The following is a 16,351-nucleotide window of genomic DNA, read 5'->3' on the forward strand; positions in this document are numbered from 1 at the left end:
AGTCCCAGACTTTTCGTTTGTTGATCAAAGATTTGGGAGTTGACGAAGGTGGAAGATCAATTGGCAAATATCGACATTAAAATGCACAGATCAGGATCAAGATCTGCCCGGAAAAAACCGACGGAGTTACATGCTGCCGATTGACCGAGTTGTATTATTAAATTGAACAGTTACAGTCGGTTTCTTTGTAGTTCGTTAGGGGTGGATTCTTGGAATGGAGGAATTGGACGGTCTTCCGAATTTAAGATCGCGCACAGTTTCCGATCGTCACATTTTTGCAAATGAAGAAGGTCGTTTTTTTAAAGGTCAACATGACCTGCTGAGCCGGATCGGTAGCAATGAGTTATCTGATCAGGAACTGAAGTTCCTGCAAAAGCGACATCTTATAAAAAGCAGTAAGTTGGTAAAGCATGCGTCGCTATTCGCTCAGGCACGTCGCAAGACAAACGTTGAAGGTTTGGAATATCTTATTTTGGTCCCCACGTTACGTTGTAACCTCGCTTGCAGCTATTGTCAGGTTTCGCGGGCCAATGAGAATGCCGAAGGCTATGATTGGGATGAAGCGACACTCGGACAAATAACTGGCTTGATCAAACAGTTTTCAGGGCGGTCACTCAAGATCGAGTTTCAGGGCGGTGAACCCACATTGAGACCGGATCTTATAAGTGCAGTCCTAGACGCAGGATCACATATTCCCGACATGACAGCCGTGATATGTACCAATTTGCAGCGACTTGATGAAGAAATCTTGACTATTTTCAATAGAGAGAATGTACAAATTAGCACGTCGTTGGATGGTTCGTTAATTACTCACAAGGCTCAAAGAACTCAAGATGATGCATCCACTTCACAATTCGAAAGAAACTTGAGTTTAGTTCTCAAGCGATATGGCCCAGGCAAAATTTCCGCGTTACCAACTGTCAATCCGAATGATCCTCCCGAGATTGATAGCCTTGTAGAGGCATTCGTTTCGCGCGGTTTTACGAGCATTTATCTGCGACCAATCAACTATCAAGGCTTTGCCAGAAAACAACACCCGGAATCCATCGAACAATCAGGTCATTGGGGTGCGTATTATTCAAAATTCATCCACAGGCTCATTGCGAGAAATTGGGACAATCGCGATCAAGTGATTGAAGAGACTTATTTCAGTCATTGTTTGAATCGAATTTTCAAGCCAGGCCTTGATAGACATGTGGACCTGCGTAGCCCCAATCCCGTCGGCGTAGATTATATTGTCGTTGATTTTGATGGCAAGATTTACCCAACAGATGAGGCTCGCATGCTTTCACGATCGGGGATTATTGATTTGACCATAGGCGATATAGCTACCGGCTGGGATTCTCCAGAACGACGAGCACTCAACGAAGCATCGACAAATGCAGATGATCCAGATTGTCAAAATTGCGTCTACCAGCCCTATTGTGGACGCGACATAATCGACGATATTTCAAGATATGGCCGGATCGACCTACGCAGACACGAGACAAACTTCTGCAAGCGCCACATGAGTATTTTCGATTTGGCTTTTTCTCTGATTTATTCAAATGAAGATGCAGTCCAATATTCGTTGCGTCACTGGCTAGGGTTGAGTGGAGATTCAATTACATTGGGCGAGTCAATATGATCCCGCTAATGCTTCCCGCAGTTTCGGATGCCGAGAAACCATTCGTAACTCGATTGTCGAAAAACCGGACAGATTCTCCATGGGAAAGTTGGTGCATCGAAAGTAGCGAGAGTCAATCGGTGTTCAGCGGCGAGAACGGATTGTTCCAGATCGTTGGACCCGGAATTCAAGACTTGGATGGTGATATCGTAATTGTGACGCCTGCTGCGGGCAATGCAGAGCGCATTATAAGGGCTGGTTCCACTCAAAATTCACTGTTAGTCACCGAACGCTGTGATCAACTATGTGTGATGTGCTCCCAGCCGCCAAAGAAAACCCATCACGACCGCTTCGGTCTATTTGTTCAGGCCTGTCTTTTAGCTGACAACGGCATAACAATCGGAATTACCGGCGGGGAACCGACGTTGTATAAACAGGAGGTTTTTCAACTTCTCGAAACGGTGTTGAAAGCACGTCCGGATTTGAAATTTCATGTCCTTACCAATGGCCAACATTTTGAAACAAGCGACATCAGTCAATTGCGTCAGGAACTGTTCCGAAAGGTTGTTTGGGGAATCCCGTTATATTCCAATGATGCCGCTGAACATGATGAAATCGTTGCTAAAACAGGAGCGTATGAGCGATTGCATCAGAGTTTTGATACGTTGCTTTTGTCCGGCGCTAAAATTGAACTTAGAACTGTTGTGCTTCAAACCAATCTCAATTCGTTCCCCGCTCTCGCGCGGCATATTGCAGGCTTGCTGCACTTTATCGAGCAATGGTCCGTGATGCAGCTAGAAAATATCGGTTTTGCAAGAAATAGATGGGACTCTCTTTACGTCGACTTTCGTAAGAGTTTCAATCCAATTGCCCAATCACTGGATGTCGCTTCTTTATTCGGTATACCAACAAAGCTATTCAACGTGCCGCTTTGTCATTTGCCAGAATTTCATCGCAATTTTGCTGTAAATTCAATATCTGACTGGAAACAGCGTTTTGGGGAAAAGTGTTTGATGTGCAGCAAGAAGGAAACTTGTTCTGGATTTTTTGAATGGCATCCTGCCGAAATGCTCGATGAAGTTTCTCCATTATGAGTAAACGAAAGTTTCTGATTTCCTCGTTGGCAATGGCCGGCATTATGCCTTTTCCAACTGCACAATCTGCTGCAACTAACAATATCGCTTCCGGTGGAAAAGATCCTGAAGGCGATGCTGTTATCAAGAGGTTTGCACAAGAACATTCTTTCCAGCTAGCACAGCATAGATCCCACTCAAGCCATTCGTCGCATAGTAGCCATCGGTCCGGGGCCAGCGGTAGGGTTAAGTCTCCAGTATATACACCTCCCCCGATCCGCCGTCCGAAAACGACCCCTGCGCCTAAGCCATCGCGCAATACGAGGAGTACGCCGCCAAGTTCGGTGCTTCCTCAATCTCCCGCAATTGCTCCAAATACGTTCTTTAAACCCCAGGATGACGCGATAAAAAACGTTGTAAGACGCGTTCAGATTGGCCTGAAATCCTATGGATACTATACCGGGTTAATCGACGGAATTGCAGGTTCGGGAACTCGCGCTGCGTTGGTTAAATTCCAGACAGACTTTGACCTCAAGGTAACAGGCACAATCACTCCAGAAGTTTTGGATGCATTTAAAATTGTTGCGGAATAGAATTACTACTCATTTGATCGTGCTTCTCATTGGTGTCGCAATGGCCTGGGTAGCTATGCCGATTTGGCGTCAGGCAGTGATGTTTGCAAATCAATCGGAATATGGAGCGCTTGTGGAAAAATGCGACGTTGCCATGAGAGATCATTTACAAGCGCGGCAACGTAGCGCCCAAAGGTCTTCGGATGATGTTGGCAGCGAACTCTATTCAGCTGAAGTTGGATTGCTCATCTGTCAGGACTACGATTTATATCAGAAACGTTTGATGCAGTGGGGTTTGAGGGAAAATGAGTTAGCTAAAATGCGATTGTTAGCCGTAGAAGAGCGAAGTACCGATCTGGAAGAAGTTGTCGCAACCCATGAAATTCGATTTTAAGTTACTTTTCTACCTGCTGCTCATTCCATTGACCAGCGCTTGTGAACAACAATCATCTGGAAGCTATACTCAAGAAAAAATGGGTCCGGCAACGGACACGCTGAGAATCGAAACTTTGCGGAAAGCCTCAATTCAAAATGGTTTTGTATCTGTTGGCGCACTGCAATCGAAGACAGATAGTGCCAAACGTAGTATTGGCGGAAAGCTATTTGCTTCAAAAACGCTAAGTTTAAATGGCAATATTTCTTGCCAGGACTGCCATCTAGATAAATTCGGGTCAGTCGACGGTCTGCCCAATGCAGTTGGTGCAGGTGCATCGGGCGAAGGCGGTGCTCGAATGGCAAGCGGTGGCCAGATTATTCCGCGCAATGTTTTGCCGCTTTGGGGGCGTGGCGGACCTAACTTTGATACTTTTTTCTGGGATGGCAAAGTACAATCTGAAAACGGGGTAGTGGTGAGCCAGTTTGGTGATTTTGCTCCATCTTCTGACCCTTTGGTAGTGGCTGTGCACCTCCCTTTTGTAGAGCTTCGCGAAATGATAGCCGATACCCCGGAGGTTCGTAAAGACCTAGTGACGGAGGATGTTGGATCGGCAGAAGTGGTTTTCAATACACTTGCCGGTAGAGTCAGACAAGATCCAGACTTGGGCATTCAATTGGCAAAGGCTTACCAAAAACCGTTAGAAAACCTTACCTTTAGTGAAATCGGTGATGCTGTAGCTCAGTTCATTCGGCATAATTTCCGAGTTAAGAAAACGAAACTCCATCGGTTTGTATTTGAAAATGGCCCAATCACGCAAAATGAATTGAACGGCGGCATAACTTTCTATGGAAGAGGTCGATGTGCATCGTGTCACAACGGCCCGTACTTTTCGGATTTTGATTTCCATTCAATTCCATTTCCTCAATTAGGCTTTGGAAAAAACGGCTTTGGCAATGATGAGGGGCGTTACAATGTGACGTTTAACCCTTCTGATCGTTTTTTGTTTCGGACGCCACCTCTTTACAACGCGACCAAGACTTCTCCTTATGGCCATTCCGGATCGCTTCGAACTTTGGATGAGGCAATTGTCGCTCACTTTGATCCACTGAGAGTGGCGAACTTTCAAAAAATGAGCATCCAAGAGCGATCAAATTTTTACCGAAGAATGAAAGCTGCTCCCGAAGATACTGTCCCAACGACATTATCCGATACTGAGGTCAAAGAACTGGTAGCGTTTATCTCAATGCTCGATTTTTGAAATAGCATACATCCCACCTGCGAGATTAAAGCAATTTTTGAACCAGGTTACAAAGCGGCCAGCCGATAATCATCCAGGCGAAGAAGCAAACTTCCGTGCTAAACAATAAATTTGCCATTCTTGTTTGCAAGGAGACCCGACTATCCATCACAGCGGTGCGTCTTCCAATATTTGTCCCATCGCAGCGCCCAACCACCTTTAGTCATCGCACACGAAAGATCTCCAGATTTGGGTGATATGCACCAGGCAGCGGTTCGAGAACCCCCTGCGCGACCATCGGAACGGCAAATCATCTTGGGACCGGACACCAGGATATGTCCTTCTCTTGATTTTCCGGTGGGTTTTCCCACCAGTTTTACTAGTGCATCCCTTGCGGCAATAGCGCTCGACTCGGGGCAAGGATGACCGCTTGTGCAAGAACCATCCATCTCACGCGCAGCGATGCCAGACAATCTCACTCTAGGTCCTTCCGCACACCAGATAGGTCCATCACCGTCCCAGACACGGATGGGCGTACATTCAAAGGTTTCGCCAGCCGCGACGATGCTTGCGCCAAGTAAAAGTAGTTCAATCAATTCCAGATGTCTCCGTCGCGGTGCTCAATGGCAGGTAAGTTTCTGGATAATGAGGCGTTCGGCCACAAACTCAAGTCTCATTATGTTGTTGGCCGCTTTTGCACAGTGCTTTTTCAAAATGACTATCCTCTCGTTTTCGGTTATGCTGAAGAGAAGAGGGGGCTTGGTCCTTACCGAACCAAGAACTTGGAGTAGGAAAAATGACCGAGGATAAAAAGACTCAATCTGTTGACGAAAAAAACTGGCCCGGCTTATCGGAGCTTGATCGTGCACTCGCGGAGGACAGCTTGACCGCTTATACTTGGAAAAAGACTTGGCGTGATCCTTGGGGACGTTTTGGATTGATCGTATTCTTCATAGCTTTCCTAGCTTTCGCAATATTTGTCGCAATTTACGATGGTCTCATCCAAATCTAAATCACTTCCATTCCTTAACATCATCGGCTGCTTCAGCGCTAGCTCCGCGAGCATTGCGGGTGCGTTTCTGTAGCGCATCTTGAACCGTCCCAACCCGTTTTTTGCCTCGCGATTGAGCGCCGGATACTTCGTCCCGAATACCATCAACATCAGGCGGCGCAGACACTGACCCGCTTCCTGATCCTCCGAGTGGAACACTACCTCTTACGGCATCGGCGCTGCCCACACTTGGTTTTTGCACCGGCGCAAACTCGGGAAGTGTCAGCTTATCTTCAATATCATCATGCAACCGATCCGCATATCCTGCCACAAACCGCGTTTGCAGCTCCTGTCCTTCTGCACTGAGCTGGAAGTTCACATCATCAAACCGCGCATTGCCATAAAAATCTCGGTTGGAGTCCATTTCAGCCATACCCCATTCACGGTACGTCTGGCTGAGGTTCAAAGATCCGGCAGCACTATTGGTTTCATACCATGTCGCTTGGTTTTCGAGGCGGCTGGCAAGCTCCTCTGCACGTCTCGCTTCGACGGTATAGCTTTGCGCTTCAGAAAGTGAGCTGGTCAGGCCCGACGCGCTGTTGGAGATGGCGGAACTGCTGCTGGAACTGACACTGCGGACAAAACCATCGCGGGTATTGGACCAGTTACGGCTATCAGAAATCTGGTTCAGGCTTCCCATGATCCGGTTGCGGTCTTCCGAAGCAATTCCGATATCACTATCGGTCCAGCTGTGATTTCGTCCACCTTTGAGTCCGAGGTTCGCTCCTAGCGCTCCTTTCTCACCTTTTACGCCGAGACCACCTTCGCCGTTCAGGAACCATGATACTGTTATGTCATCGGCGGCGCGTCGCGACAGACCATATTGCTGCTGCAAGTTTCTCGACGCTGAATCCACCTCGCTGAACGCCTTGTTGACGCTGTTGCTTTCGTTGGTGCCGACTGCGGTTTCTGAAGAATTTCCCTGACTGTATGTATTTCTGAGCTCGTTAAACCGGGTGACGGCAGAACTGGTCGATTGCTGGGCAAGGTTTGAAAACGTTTCACTTTGTGATCGACTGCTGGACGCCAACGTGGAAAGCCTAGAAGTAAAATCCTGCCCCAATGTCGGTGTGAACGGATAGGCAGAATTGGGAACTTGGTCAAAACTGTTGTCGGGGAAACTGGTAGTCTGCGTTCCGCTTGCGCTAAACCCGCGTGTCTGCGCCGCGCCATAGGAAATGTTCGGCGCAATAGACCCTTGGGCAAATTGCTTCGAAAACACGCTCGAATTTTCAATATTACTGTTGCCAAGCGACACATTGCCAGTGCTGGCTTCTCGCGCCGCTTCTTCTGCTGCATTTTGCGATGGATTGAGATAAGAAGTGGCTTGACCCGAAATCGCAAGCGCGCCTCTGGCGATCCCGCCAGCGAGAAAGGGAATAGAGGCAACCAGATATCCTGCCAGCACGCCAATATCATTATTTACATCAACCATACCGGAGAAGTTTGCTAGACTTAGCCCAGTCCCGCCTGCGGCACCGCCAACGTCAGATGCACCTTTGAACATCAAGATCATGTGCAAAATAACAAACAATGGCCCCCATGCCGCGAGATAGAAGAAGCCGGTAATATAACCCCGCAGTGCCGTTGGTCCGGTTCTTGGCATCAGGAATAGCGGGAAAAGCACCGGAAACAGTGCGTAGAATACCACTGTCAGCACGATATTGAGGATGGGTACCCATTTCATCGCATTTTGGGCAATCGAACTATAAGTACGCTCAGTCTGGATGTCGGCGCGGGTCTGGGCAAAAACATCAACGCTTGATGTGCCGCTAGAGCCCGCCATTCCGTGCATCGCCTGTTTCATAGCGTTGATAGTCAGCACTTGCCGGAATATCTCGCTGGCGTTTTTGGAAACCCCGCTCAAATAACTATACGCAATGGGTAGATCAGCAAATAGCTTGGCTTTTGCTAGCGCAGCGGTTTGTTTGGGATAGAGCTGACGGCCAAAGATGGTCCCCATCTCATCGATCATCGCGGTCCATTGGCTATTCAGATCATTATAGGCCGCGCGGCAGGTTATGATATTGGCGCTGACACTATCATCGGGATTGCGGGTCAGGAACTTTTGCGCGCGCGCTACGCTTCCCGGCGCAATCACCGCCCAGATGTCATCGCTTGCCGACAGTTCCTTCATCGAATAGCGACCGAGAAGCAGATCATAGAAGACGCATTGACGGAAATGCTCGTCGAGATTGGCGGCAAATTCAGGATCGGAAATACGCAAACTGCGCGTCGAATCAAATAGCCGCGAGCCATAGATCATTCCATTTTTTGAATAATCCAGATCAGTTGGCAGCCCGAACACAGTCTCGGAGGAGCGCACCAGATAGTCGCCGACCTGACTGGTAAAGCTTGCCATCAGTGCCAGCCCCAAGGGAACGTTGGCAACTTCGGCTGGTGCCAGTGATGGATTGATCCTGTCGGTGACATGGACATCGAGACGCGGCACCATCAGGCACATGTAGATCAGCGTTGCGCCTAAAAACCAGTGAAGCCATGCGCGCCAGTCCTGATTGAACGCGACCACTATCACCGACAATGCAAGCCCCATCACCATGGCGACCTGGATCAGACTTTTATAGCCGCCTGCACCGGTCCACGCTGCAACGGCATTGAGGACATTGACGATATATTCGCCGCCGCCAATTGTGAATATCTCGACCATCTGCCTATGCCCAACTCAAGGTGTCAGCGAGCGGTTTTGAACCGCGCGCGACCAGTCGAGGGCTGCTGCCATGGATGGCGACATGGAAGCGGAGAGCATATTCTCGATCATCGCAGTCTTTTCAATGATCTGCATGATAGCGCTGACTTTGGCCTGACTGTTAGATTGTCTATCCGCCAAGGCGCGGCGCACTTCGCTCATCTGACCTTGCCACATCGCGAGTTTTGCTTCATCCGCCCCAATGAAGGTGGACATCGAACGACCCGCTTCGCCAACAATCCGTTCAAGCACCGCAAACAGCAGATCAACCGAGGCAATTTCAGCGAGAGTCTCGCGGTCATCGGTTGGCATGCCGCGACCGTAAGCCGCCTGAACGGTAAGGATTTTATAGAGCGGCACCGATGCAACCTGCAGCAATTCTTTTTCGGCATTGCCGATCGCCGTGTCGGCGCGAATAGCCTCGACCATGCTGGTGATCAGTGCAGCGACACGAGGGCGAATGGCCTTAGAGCTAGCAAGGCTCATATTGCGAAACGTTGGATCGAGGCATTGATCGGCTTCATCGCAATCAAACACCTTGATGGTCTGTCCCGATGTGCCGTCCAGCAATGCAGTTACTAATGTCGAGGAGGCATCGCCGGCGAACGGCACAAATTTTCCAGGAGATGCGTCTTTGGGCGGTACATATATAATAGTGCCAATGAGCGTCATCGCATATTCTGCGAGTTCGCGGTCAAAGCTGCCGCCAGGATTGAAGAAGGCGGATTTCTTGAGGATATGCCATGTGTAGTTGCGCGCGACGCCAGGATTTACATCGGCGTAATCACTGCCAGCACCGGCGTTTGTGGAATCGCGCTGGCCTTTGGTACCGCAACCATGTTTGGCGGCAGCATAATCTGTGAAAATGCCTTCCGAATTACCAATCGCCTCGCAGATTGCCTTGTCAGCTAGATCACCCTTTGGCCAGATACCGCCCACCAGTCCCTGCGCCATTTCGCAGCTATTAATATTGAGATTGTTCATGAGCTGCGCTTTTTGCGAAAACTCCTGCATGATCTTCGAGCATTCCGGGCAAACCGTGTCGATGGCGAGGCTGAAGGCAAAGCCGACCGCGTTGTTCGCCACGGCTTTGAGCATCGCGACAATTTCGCTGGCGTTGATGAATGAAAACGAACCTGCAAAAATATCAATACCGCCGCAGCCTGCTTTGGCAGAGGGTAGCTGCAAGTTTGCAATATTGGTCGTCTTCTGGGGAAAGCGCGTCCAGACATTACCGAGACTATAATAGCCCGCCGACTGGCCCTCGAATGCGGTAGGTCCGGTGACATTGGCAGCGCCGCCCATATCATCCATGAACCGGTCCATACTGTCTCCGACATTGGCAGAAAGGGGAGCGATGATTAGACTTGCGGCTGCAATCGTAGCGATTGCTTTTTTAATAATCATGTCCGGCTTCCTTTGATGTGAGCAAATAAATACGGTCCTGCAGTTCATCCGCTGAGATGATGCCGTAGCCAATCGGGATGGCCCGGCTTTGCGCGCTATCCCAAAGCACCAGGGCAGGGGTAATTTTAGGCTTCAATCCCATGCGCACGCGTTGCCCGGTCTCGACGGTGTAATTTTGGAAATGCTTCGATGGTCCGCCATCGGTTGAGATGGCGCGGACCGTCAGTTTCCAGCGACCCGATACTGATTTTACGATTGGCGACATGACCTCACAGGCTCCGCAGCTCTGAGCAAAAAAGTAAAACAGCCCGTAGCGTTTCCCCAGATTGGCCATGACGGTATCACGCGAAGCGCTTCGCGCATCTTGCCACTGTCTTTTGGCCAGCGTGGAAACCGGGCGCTCGAGCGTGTAATCCAGATCGGGTTGCTGCCAGATCGCGCGCTGCCAAACGTCCGAAAACAGCGACGCGCGGTCGAGCTGTTCGCGTTGGAAGCGTATATAAGCGATAACATTCTCGCGGGTTGGTTCGAGAATGGCTTTGGCTTTAAGCTCGCGCAATTCCTTCGTGACCGCATCGAGTTTCTCGCTTGCGCTTGTCTGTGGTTCTGGCGGCAGCGCTTCCATTTCAGGCGGCTTTGGTTTGGTGCAATAGAACCAGTAGCCTAGCCGGCGCTTCTCGCAGTAGAGTTCATCCGCGCTGGTTCGCGCGGTATTGGTTGGTGGGTCAATTGGATTGGATGTTGCGCCTTGCGCAAATGCCGGACTGATGGCGGCGTCAATAAGAAACACGATTGCAAGGACAAGCACGGCCAAGCCGCCGAGCGCTAAGGGCAGGGGAAACCTTCGGGCTAAGTTGTTCTTCATGGGCCTGATCTCTCGTAGAAGTTTTGAATTTTCTGCTGGATGTCATTGGCCGCTTCGAGTTCATCGGGCAGGCGGGCAGCTTCGGTAAATTCAGAGTAGATTTCGGAAAAATCCATTTTTGAAAGATCAAGCTGCGCGAATTCCTCAATCGAGAATCCATGACATTGTTCGTCTTTCGCGCGTGCCCAGGGCTTGGGAAGCTGCGCGCGGCCTTGCTCCTGCAAAATACGCGATAATTTCGAGGTGAAGCAGCAATATGCCTTCTTCTTGGTGATGCAGATGCCGAGGATCTTCTTCGAGCAATAGCTGCCGACATAGGCACACAGTCCATTTGCATCGCGTTGGTGAAGGAGGATCTCTTGCGTGTTGCAGCCCAGCGCAACCAGCAGACTGATACCGGGAATAAGCGGAAAGCCTTTCCCCTTGCAGCAGTTAAGTACGCCAAAGACTTTCGAGCCGCACGTTTCGCGCTCGCCTTTGAAAAGCGTCAATGTGTCCGGATCAAATTGTCCCCGCGCATCGTCCATCGCATGGAGGGCAACAGCGGCATCTTTGAACTCATCATTGGGCGTACGTTCGATTGTCTCGCATGATCCGTCGATGCAATAGACATCGCCGTCACAAATATACTGGTTGCCTGAGCCTTGCGTATCTGGAAGCGGGCAATCATAAACGCGCTCTATCGTTGAACAGGGATTATCTTCGCTCAGGCAATCTTGCCGCAGCAACTGGCAAGCCGGATCATTGTCGAGTTCCTCGCAATCATTGGCAGCGCGCCGCGCATTGCATTGATAGGCCCGCTCCCATGCCCAACAGGGTTTTGTCACCGGCACTCCGTCTATGATGCGGGTTTCCGGGTCGCTGTCGCTACAAGTTTCGGCTGTTTGCTCGCAATCTGCATCTTCGGCGAAAGTCCGGCATGCGGCATCATTTTTGTTTTCCTGAATAATGTTCTCAGATGATGTCGCGTAGGGCGTTTCTCCCGCGACAGGCGCGCTGCAGCTCATTTCAACATAGGGCTCGCCGGGTTCAACGCAGTATCTCGGGCCATATCCGTTGTCATGCCACTGCAAACATGGTCCTGGACGTAATCCGGTCCTACGGCATCCATTTGCGTTAAATATCTCGCAAGAAGGGACGCCGCCAAAACCATATGGGCTGATGTAGCTGCACAGATAATGATATTGGGTCCGCGCTTCGACGCTTACATCCAGATAGATGCTGCAGCTCTCGTTTGTTTCTTCCAGCGCCACCCCGCTATTGCAGGTTGCTGTATAACGGCCCGGCGATCCGGGAGAAGGTGGAAGCGGAACGCAGCGCCCCTCCGCTCCGCTAACTTCCATATCGCTGGTATAGGCAAGCGGGTCTTCGTTGATCGATTTAGACCGAGCAGTGACCGCTTTGATTTCATCTATCTCAAACTTAGCCCGCCGGGTATTGGAATCCTTAATCGCTTTCATGCCTTCGTGGCTGCGCGCTGCAGCCCGCGCATCGCCTTCAATACGTTCCGGATTATTGGCATAATCGGCCTCAGCTGGATTTGATGTGTAGCCGGGAATACGCGAAGCATCAGGCTGCGTGCTTGCATTTGCGCGCGCGCGTTTCTGCTGTTTGCCAGCAAAAGCTTTTCCTTCTTCTCTCGCCGCCTCACGGTCCTGCGCGGCCAGTAGTGATCCTGCGGAGAAACTGATGATCATGACGGCGAGTAGAATTGTGTTCAAAAACTTCATCGCTCAGCGCTCCTTCTTCAGGCGGGCAAGGTGCAGCGCAGCGAGACGCGATCCCGGACCAGCGCCGCCCGCAAATGTTTCCAGCGCATATTCTACGCTGACATTGCCGGTCATCCGGTCATGGGGTGGGACCGCACCTTTGCAGTCAAAGCCGTCGCACAGAGTAAAATCGGAGGAGACCATGACGAAACTGGGCGCAGCCTTGACATCGAAAGCGCGAAATAGCCTGGGATCAATACCGAGCGCGGATAATTGCTCGCCGTTTGATGCCATGGCGGTGAGCATTTTTGTCAGCTGTTTGGCGCTGCCTCCGGGGAAACCGCGCAGCACCGTGACCCCGCCTGCCGCTGATGTGTCGTGAACGAGTTTTTTCAAAGACTGGGGCGGCATCGACAGACTTGCAAAGGCAATGAAACGCGGTGCGTCGCCGAGATTGGCCTGGGCCATTTTTGCATGGTCCGAAATCATCCGCTCGAAATCAAAGACTTCGTCTTTTTTGTTGTCGTTGTTTCTGTGTTTCCGCTGGACAGTCTTCGTATATCGCTCGCCATTAGCCCTTGCCTGGTCTTGGGTCTGACGGGCTTCATCTCGCAAATCTCCGCTGCGCATGCGGACATTTTCAGCCAGCGCTTCTGCCTCGGCGGAATAGGATTTGGCCGAAGCACGAATGGACTCAATATCGAGGGCTTCCGAGTTTTGATTTTGCGCGGCGGCGAAACCCGCCGTGCAAGTGGCCCCGAACAAAAGGAAAAAGGAAATTGTGTTTCTCATAGCGCGCAGCAATTCCGTTTGCGCCAGACGAGATAGCCCATGTCCTCGCCAATGGCGGGAATGACCTGTCCGGCAGATTGAAAGGTGGTGGAGGCTCCGATGGGCGGGCAGGCATAGCGGCCCTTGGTCGCAGGATTGGGATTGGTTGCCTGCAGGCGGTATTGCTGCTTGCGCATGATCGGCATCAGATATTTGCCGCACAGACCCTTTTTGCCCATGGTTCCCCAGGACACCAGTTGGCGGTGTAATTTGAAAGCAAAGCGCGACAGTACGAGCCGCGAGGCCTGGACATGGCCAATGCTGGCCGAGACATTGCCGTTCATTGGATACATGGATCCCTGACAGCCAGCGCACCAGAAGAGTTCATCGCGCGGCAGATTGACCGTGGCAGAAACACAATCGGCAGCGCAGGCAGCCAGTGCGAGCGGATTGGCAAACAGCACTGCTTCGGGATTAATAATCGCGGTGAGTTCACTGTCTTGCCAGAGCGGATCAATCTCGGAAATATAGAGAATGTCGACAGAGCCAGCTTCGAGACAGAGAAAATCGGCAACAATCTCCATCCAGTAGATCAGCGGATAGGCATACCAGTGGACATGCCAGCTTGAATAATATTGGCTGGCCCCACCAATTGCCGATGGCCCGGAGATGGATCGATAGCCAATGTCAAATCCGGGATCGATCTTGAGCCCGCCGAGATTGACAAAGCACCAGGGCTTCATGCTGACATCGGCAAGCCGGACCGGCTCCCAGAACCCCATGGCAATGCCCGGGCGCAAACCGCAAAGACAGACGGGCAGGGTTGGGTTTTTAGGATCAGGTCTGCTTGATGGCCAGATATCCAGGCCGCCAATGGACAGCGGAAAAAGACACGACCAGCAGATATCGGTGATCGGATTGACAAATTTACCGGTGCAGCGGCCAGGGCCGGCATCAGCGCGCGCCGGGGCTGAGGCGAGCAGGCTGACTGCCAGCAGACATAATAGCAAAGCGGATTTTGTTCCGAACAGTTTTGAAAAGCCCTTTATCATTGGGTTGGCCTCCGCTTTTCGGACAGCGTAAATTCGCGGATCCGCAGCATCCGGCCCTGTTGATCGACCATCGCCGGCAGTGCTTTAATATCGAAATGCGCGGTCAGCTTGCCGCCCTGATCAAAATAGAAACGTCTTTGGCGCGCTTTCATAAGTTTTAGCGGCGCGCCGTTTGTCAGAATGAGTTTTGTTGTCTTTGGTTTTTGCGCAAACGCCCATTCGAGCTGGGCCGGATCATCGCCGTCTAAAAAAACCAACGCCGCGCGCAATGGAACGGTATCGAGAGGATTGACCCTGGTTCCTTTGGCCCAGATCCTGCGCCCATCATGATCAAATATATCGGCCTGCAAAGTGATCGTCGGATCGAACATCTGCGTGGTGGCTTTTGTCGCCCTCACCAATCCTGCGACAGGCTTGGGCCTGTTCACCCTCGCGATGGTGCGGGATTTGAGTTTCTGGTTGAGCCCGTCAATGTCGCCATTCTTGTCCATGGCCTGAAGGCGCGACTGAATTTGCTTAAGCAGGTCCAACTCGATAATCGGGAAATGTGTACCCTGTTGGCCATAGTCGCGCGCCAAAGCTGATGACGACAGCAAGGCTGCAATGAGAAAAGGCAAAGATAGTCTGTTCACAATATTGCCCTCCCGGTACCAATAATCCGGGGCGCGCAAATGAACCCGATCTCGCCATAGCGGCTATCAAAGCCATGTTTATGGGTCGTCCCGACATAATAGCAGCCGTTCGGAATTATCCCTTCAGGGCCTTTGGTTAGCGCGGCCCCTTTGCGGGTTTTGGGTTTTGTTCGCGCCACAAACGTATTGTTGATGAGGACTTTTTTGCCGTCATGGCGAACCTGATCGCCGGGCATGCCCAGTATTCGTTTGCCAAAAATCTGCGGTTTCTCGCCGAAATGGTTGATGAGCAATTTCGAGCGTGGCGGCTCGAAAAATATCAAGGTACCGCGGGAAGGTATAAAATTCTTGTTCAGCCAAAATGCCCAGTTGGGCAGGCTGGGACTGGCATTGATCAAGAGCGCATGGTTGTCGCTGAATTTGGCAATCGGCGCATAGAGAAGCGGGATCGCTACCAGCAAGGCCAGAACAAGCGGGCGTTTGAGACGGGATTTGAGCACGTTCATTGCGGCTTTTCCTCGCTAGCGCTTTCCAGTTTTTGGGCAATTTTGGTTTTGAGCTGCAGCGTGGCATCCGGCGTATTTTTTGAAAGCACGGCTTCAGCAACCAAAATCACATGTCCACTACGGCCCAAATCATCCACCGCCGCTTCGGTTGCTTGGAGATACCGGGCAATTTCTTGCCGGGTGACTTCGGGATCAGCATCACCCTTTGCTTCTGCGTCAACGAAATCGCGCATGATCTCGGACATATGGACCTGAACAATTTGTTGTCCATTGGGCTGGGTCAGACGCAAGCTGACCCAGATGATCCACAAAACCAAAGCCGTTACCAGTAGGACCATGATAACGGATCGCCCGCTTGGTAGATGCTCTAATAGTGCTGATTTGGTCATCCCTCCCTCCCTTCGGGAAAATCATCGGTAATCCGGGCAATGAATCTCGGTATCCGAAGCGCCGCGATCAGAGCAGTAGACCCAAAGAACATGATTTTAAGATCGCTGGAAAACGCCAATCTGCGCACCCCGTCCGCTTCGAGGTAGCGGCTGCTCAAATTGTCCAGATGCGCGAACAGCCCGAGCAAATCCCAACCGGATAGCAGCAGGAAAAAGCACAGCGGCAGGCCGAGGGCCATCAGGACCGAGCTTATTGCGAATAGCGATGCTTCCAGCATAATGTAGCAAGAGGTTTGAAAACACTGTCGCACCGGAAACGGCGAACCTTTGCAGCGCAAGTCCTTGCTTGTCCCAAGGAAAAGATAAGAATCAAACAGCGTATCGGTTTTGTCAGGCAT

The 16,351-nt window shown here is 51.1% G+C and carries 16 protein-coding genes; 6 read left to right on the plus strand and 10 right to left on the minus strand.

What is annotated here, in order from left to right:
* Positions 1–214 precede the first annotated feature (214 nt).
* From hxsB to BOSE62_RS16710, 6 genes are all read left to right on the plus strand, one after another.
* Positions 215–1,627, plus strand: coding sequence for a His-Xaa-Ser system radical SAM maturase HxsB (gene hxsB / locus BOSE62_RS16685; RefSeq protein WP_236554115.1), 1,413 nt, complete (start codon positions 215–217; stop codon positions 1,625–1,627).
* Positions 1,624–2,700 (plus strand): His-Xaa-Ser system radical SAM maturase HxsC, encoded by a 1,077-nt coding sequence (gene hxsC, locus BOSE62_RS16690; protein ID WP_089132047.1) that lies wholly within the window; start codon positions 1,624–1,626, stop codon positions 2,698–2,700. Before hxsB ends, hxsC begins: the two co-directional genes overlap by 4 nt.
* Complete coding sequence (gene hxsA / locus BOSE62_RS16695; protein WP_089132048.1) at positions 2,697–3,272, plus strand: His-Xaa-Ser repeat protein HxsA; 576 nt, start codon at positions 2,697–2,699, stop codon at positions 3,270–3,272. The genes hxsC and hxsA overlap by 4 nt, the downstream gene beginning before the upstream one ends.
* Positions 3,247–3,645, plus strand: coding sequence for a TIGR03982 family His-Xaa-Ser system protein (locus tag BOSE62_RS16700; RefSeq protein WP_145955436.1), 399 nt, complete (start codon positions 3,247–3,249; stop codon positions 3,643–3,645). Before hxsA ends, BOSE62_RS16700 begins: the two co-directional genes overlap by 26 nt.
* A complete protein-coding gene (locus tag BOSE62_RS16705; protein WP_201295700.1) occupies positions 3,629–4,885 on the plus strand; it encodes a His-Xaa-Ser system-associated MauG-like protein in 1,257 nt (418 codons plus the stop codon). Before BOSE62_RS16700 ends, BOSE62_RS16705 begins: the two co-directional genes overlap by 17 nt.
* A 775-nt stretch (positions 4,886–5,660) precedes the next feature.
* Positions 5,661–5,876, plus strand: coding sequence for a hypothetical protein (locus BOSE62_RS16710; protein ID WP_089132052.1), 216 nt, complete (start codon positions 5,661–5,663; stop codon positions 5,874–5,876).
* 1 nt (position 5,877) lies between these two features.
* Here BOSE62_RS16710 and BOSE62_RS16715 read toward each other — a convergent pair whose 3' ends face one another.
* The 10 genes from BOSE62_RS16715 to BOSE62_RS16760 are packed head-to-tail and all read right to left on the minus strand — an operon-like array spanning position 5,878 to position 16,351.
* Positions 5,878–8,583: a conjugal transfer protein TraG N-terminal domain-containing protein gene (locus BOSE62_RS16715; protein ID WP_089132053.1), complete on the minus strand. Its 2,706-nt coding sequence runs from the start codon at positions 8,581–8,583 to the stop codon at positions 5,878–5,880.
* Positions 8,584–8,598: 15 nt separating this feature from the next.
* The gene (locus tag BOSE62_RS16720) at positions 8,599–10,029 is read right to left on the minus strand and encodes a conjugal transfer protein TraH (RefSeq protein WP_089132054.1); all 1,431 of its coding nucleotides are present in this window, start codon (positions 10,027–10,029) and stop codon (positions 8,599–8,601) included.
* The gene (locus BOSE62_RS16725) at positions 10,019–10,894 is read right to left on the minus strand and encodes a conjugal transfer protein TraF (protein WP_089132055.1); all 876 of its coding nucleotides are present in this window, start codon (positions 10,892–10,894) and stop codon (positions 10,019–10,021) included. Before BOSE62_RS16725 ends, BOSE62_RS16720 begins: the two co-directional genes overlap by 11 nt.
* Entirely contained in the window at positions 10,891–12,624 is a 1,734-nt protein-coding gene (locus BOSE62_RS16730; protein WP_089132056.1) for a conjugal transfer protein TraN, read from the minus strand. The genes BOSE62_RS16725 and BOSE62_RS16730 overlap by 4 nt, the downstream gene beginning before the upstream one ends.
* Before the next feature lie 3 nt (positions 12,625–12,627).
* Positions 12,628–13,395, minus strand: coding sequence for a type-F conjugative transfer system pilin assembly protein TrbC (gene trbC, locus BOSE62_RS16735; RefSeq protein WP_089132057.1), 768 nt, complete (start codon positions 13,393–13,395; stop codon positions 12,628–12,630).
* Positions 13,392–14,426 carry a conjugal transfer pilus assembly protein TraU gene (traU, locus tag BOSE62_RS16740; RefSeq protein WP_236554116.1) on the minus strand — a complete coding sequence of 345 codons (1,035 nt, stop codon included), beginning with the start codon at positions 14,424–14,426 and terminating at the stop codon, positions 13,392–13,394. The genes trbC and traU overlap by 4 nt, the downstream gene beginning before the upstream one ends.
* Positions 14,423–15,058: a type-F conjugative transfer system protein TraW gene (gene traW / locus BOSE62_RS16745; protein WP_186266019.1), complete on the minus strand. Its 636-nt coding sequence runs from the start codon at positions 15,056–15,058 to the stop codon at positions 14,423–14,425. Before traW ends, traU begins: the two co-directional genes overlap by 4 nt.
* Positions 15,055–15,564, minus strand: coding sequence for a S26 family signal peptidase (locus BOSE62_RS16750; protein ID WP_089132058.1), 510 nt, complete (start codon positions 15,562–15,564; stop codon positions 15,055–15,057). The genes traW and BOSE62_RS16750 overlap by 4 nt, the downstream gene beginning before the upstream one ends.
* On the minus strand, positions 15,561–15,953 hold the full coding sequence (locus BOSE62_RS16755) for a TrbI F-type domain-containing protein (RefSeq protein ID WP_089132059.1): 393 nt from the start codon (positions 15,951–15,953) through the stop codon (positions 15,561–15,563). The genes BOSE62_RS16750 and BOSE62_RS16755 overlap by 4 nt, the downstream gene beginning before the upstream one ends.
* Complete coding sequence (locus BOSE62_RS16760; RefSeq protein ID WP_089132060.1) at positions 15,950–16,351, minus strand: hypothetical protein; 402 nt, start codon at positions 16,349–16,351, stop codon at positions 15,950–15,952. Before BOSE62_RS16760 ends, BOSE62_RS16755 begins: the two co-directional genes overlap by 4 nt.

The sequence above is a fragment of the Sphingorhabdus sp. 109 genome (assembly GCF_902506555.1).
Taxonomy (GTDB): Bacteria; Pseudomonadota; Alphaproteobacteria; order Sphingomonadales; family Sphingomonadaceae; genus Parasphingorhabdus.

Bases quoted from the DNA above. Each gene is read 5' to 3' on its own strand.
- BOSE62_RS16750 (WP_089132058.1), bottom strand. From the start codon at position 15,564: ATGAACGTGCTCAAATCCCGTCTCAAACGCCCGCTTGTTCTGGCCTTG.
- BOSE62_RS16760 (WP_089132060.1), bottom strand. From the start codon at position 16,351: ATGCCTGACAAAACCGATACGCTGTTTGATTCTTATCTTTTCCTTGGG.
- hxsC (WP_089132047.1), top strand. From the start codon at position 1,624: ATGATCCCGCTAATGCTTCCCGCAGTTTCGGATGCCGAGAAACCATTC.
- BOSE62_RS16715 (WP_089132053.1), bottom strand. From the start codon at position 8,583: ATGGTCGAGATATTCACAATTGGCGGCGGCGAATATATCGTCAATGTC.
- hxsA (WP_089132048.1), top strand. From the start codon at position 2,697: ATGAGTAAACGAAAGTTTCTGATTTCCTCGTTGGCAATGGCCGGCATT.
- hxsB (WP_236554115.1), top strand. From the start codon at position 215: ATGGAGGAATTGGACGGTCTTCCGAATTTAAGATCGCGCACAGTTTCC.
- BOSE62_RS16705 (WP_201295700.1), top strand. From the start codon at position 3,629: ATGAAATTCGATTTTAAGTTACTTTTCTACCTGCTGCTCATTCCATTG.
- BOSE62_RS16730 (WP_089132056.1), bottom strand. From the start codon at position 12,624: ATGAAGTTTTTGAACACAATTCTACTCGCCGTCATGATCATCAGTTTC.
- BOSE62_RS16720 (WP_089132054.1), bottom strand. From the start codon at position 10,029: ATGATTATTAAAAAAGCAATCGCTACGATTGCAGCCGCAAGTCTAATC.
- BOSE62_RS16725 (WP_089132055.1), bottom strand. From the start codon at position 10,894: ATGAAGAACAACTTAGCCCGAAGGTTTCCCCTGCCCTTAGCGCTCGGC.
- BOSE62_RS16710 (WP_089132052.1), top strand. From the start codon at position 5,661: ATGACCGAGGATAAAAAGACTCAATCTGTTGACGAAAAAAACTGGCCC.
- traU (WP_236554116.1), bottom strand. From the start codon at position 14,426: ATGATAAAGGGCTTTTCAAAACTGTTCGGAACAAAATCCGCTTTGCTA.
- BOSE62_RS16755 (WP_089132059.1), bottom strand. From the start codon at position 15,953: ATGACCAAATCAGCACTATTAGAGCATCTACCAAGCGGGCGATCCGTT.
- trbC (WP_089132057.1), bottom strand. From the start codon at position 13,395: ATGAGAAACACAATTTCCTTTTTCCTTTTGTTCGGGGCCACTTGCACG.
- BOSE62_RS16700 (WP_145955436.1), top strand. From the start codon at position 3,247: ATGCATTTAAAATTGTTGCGGAATAGAATTACTACTCATTTGATCGTG.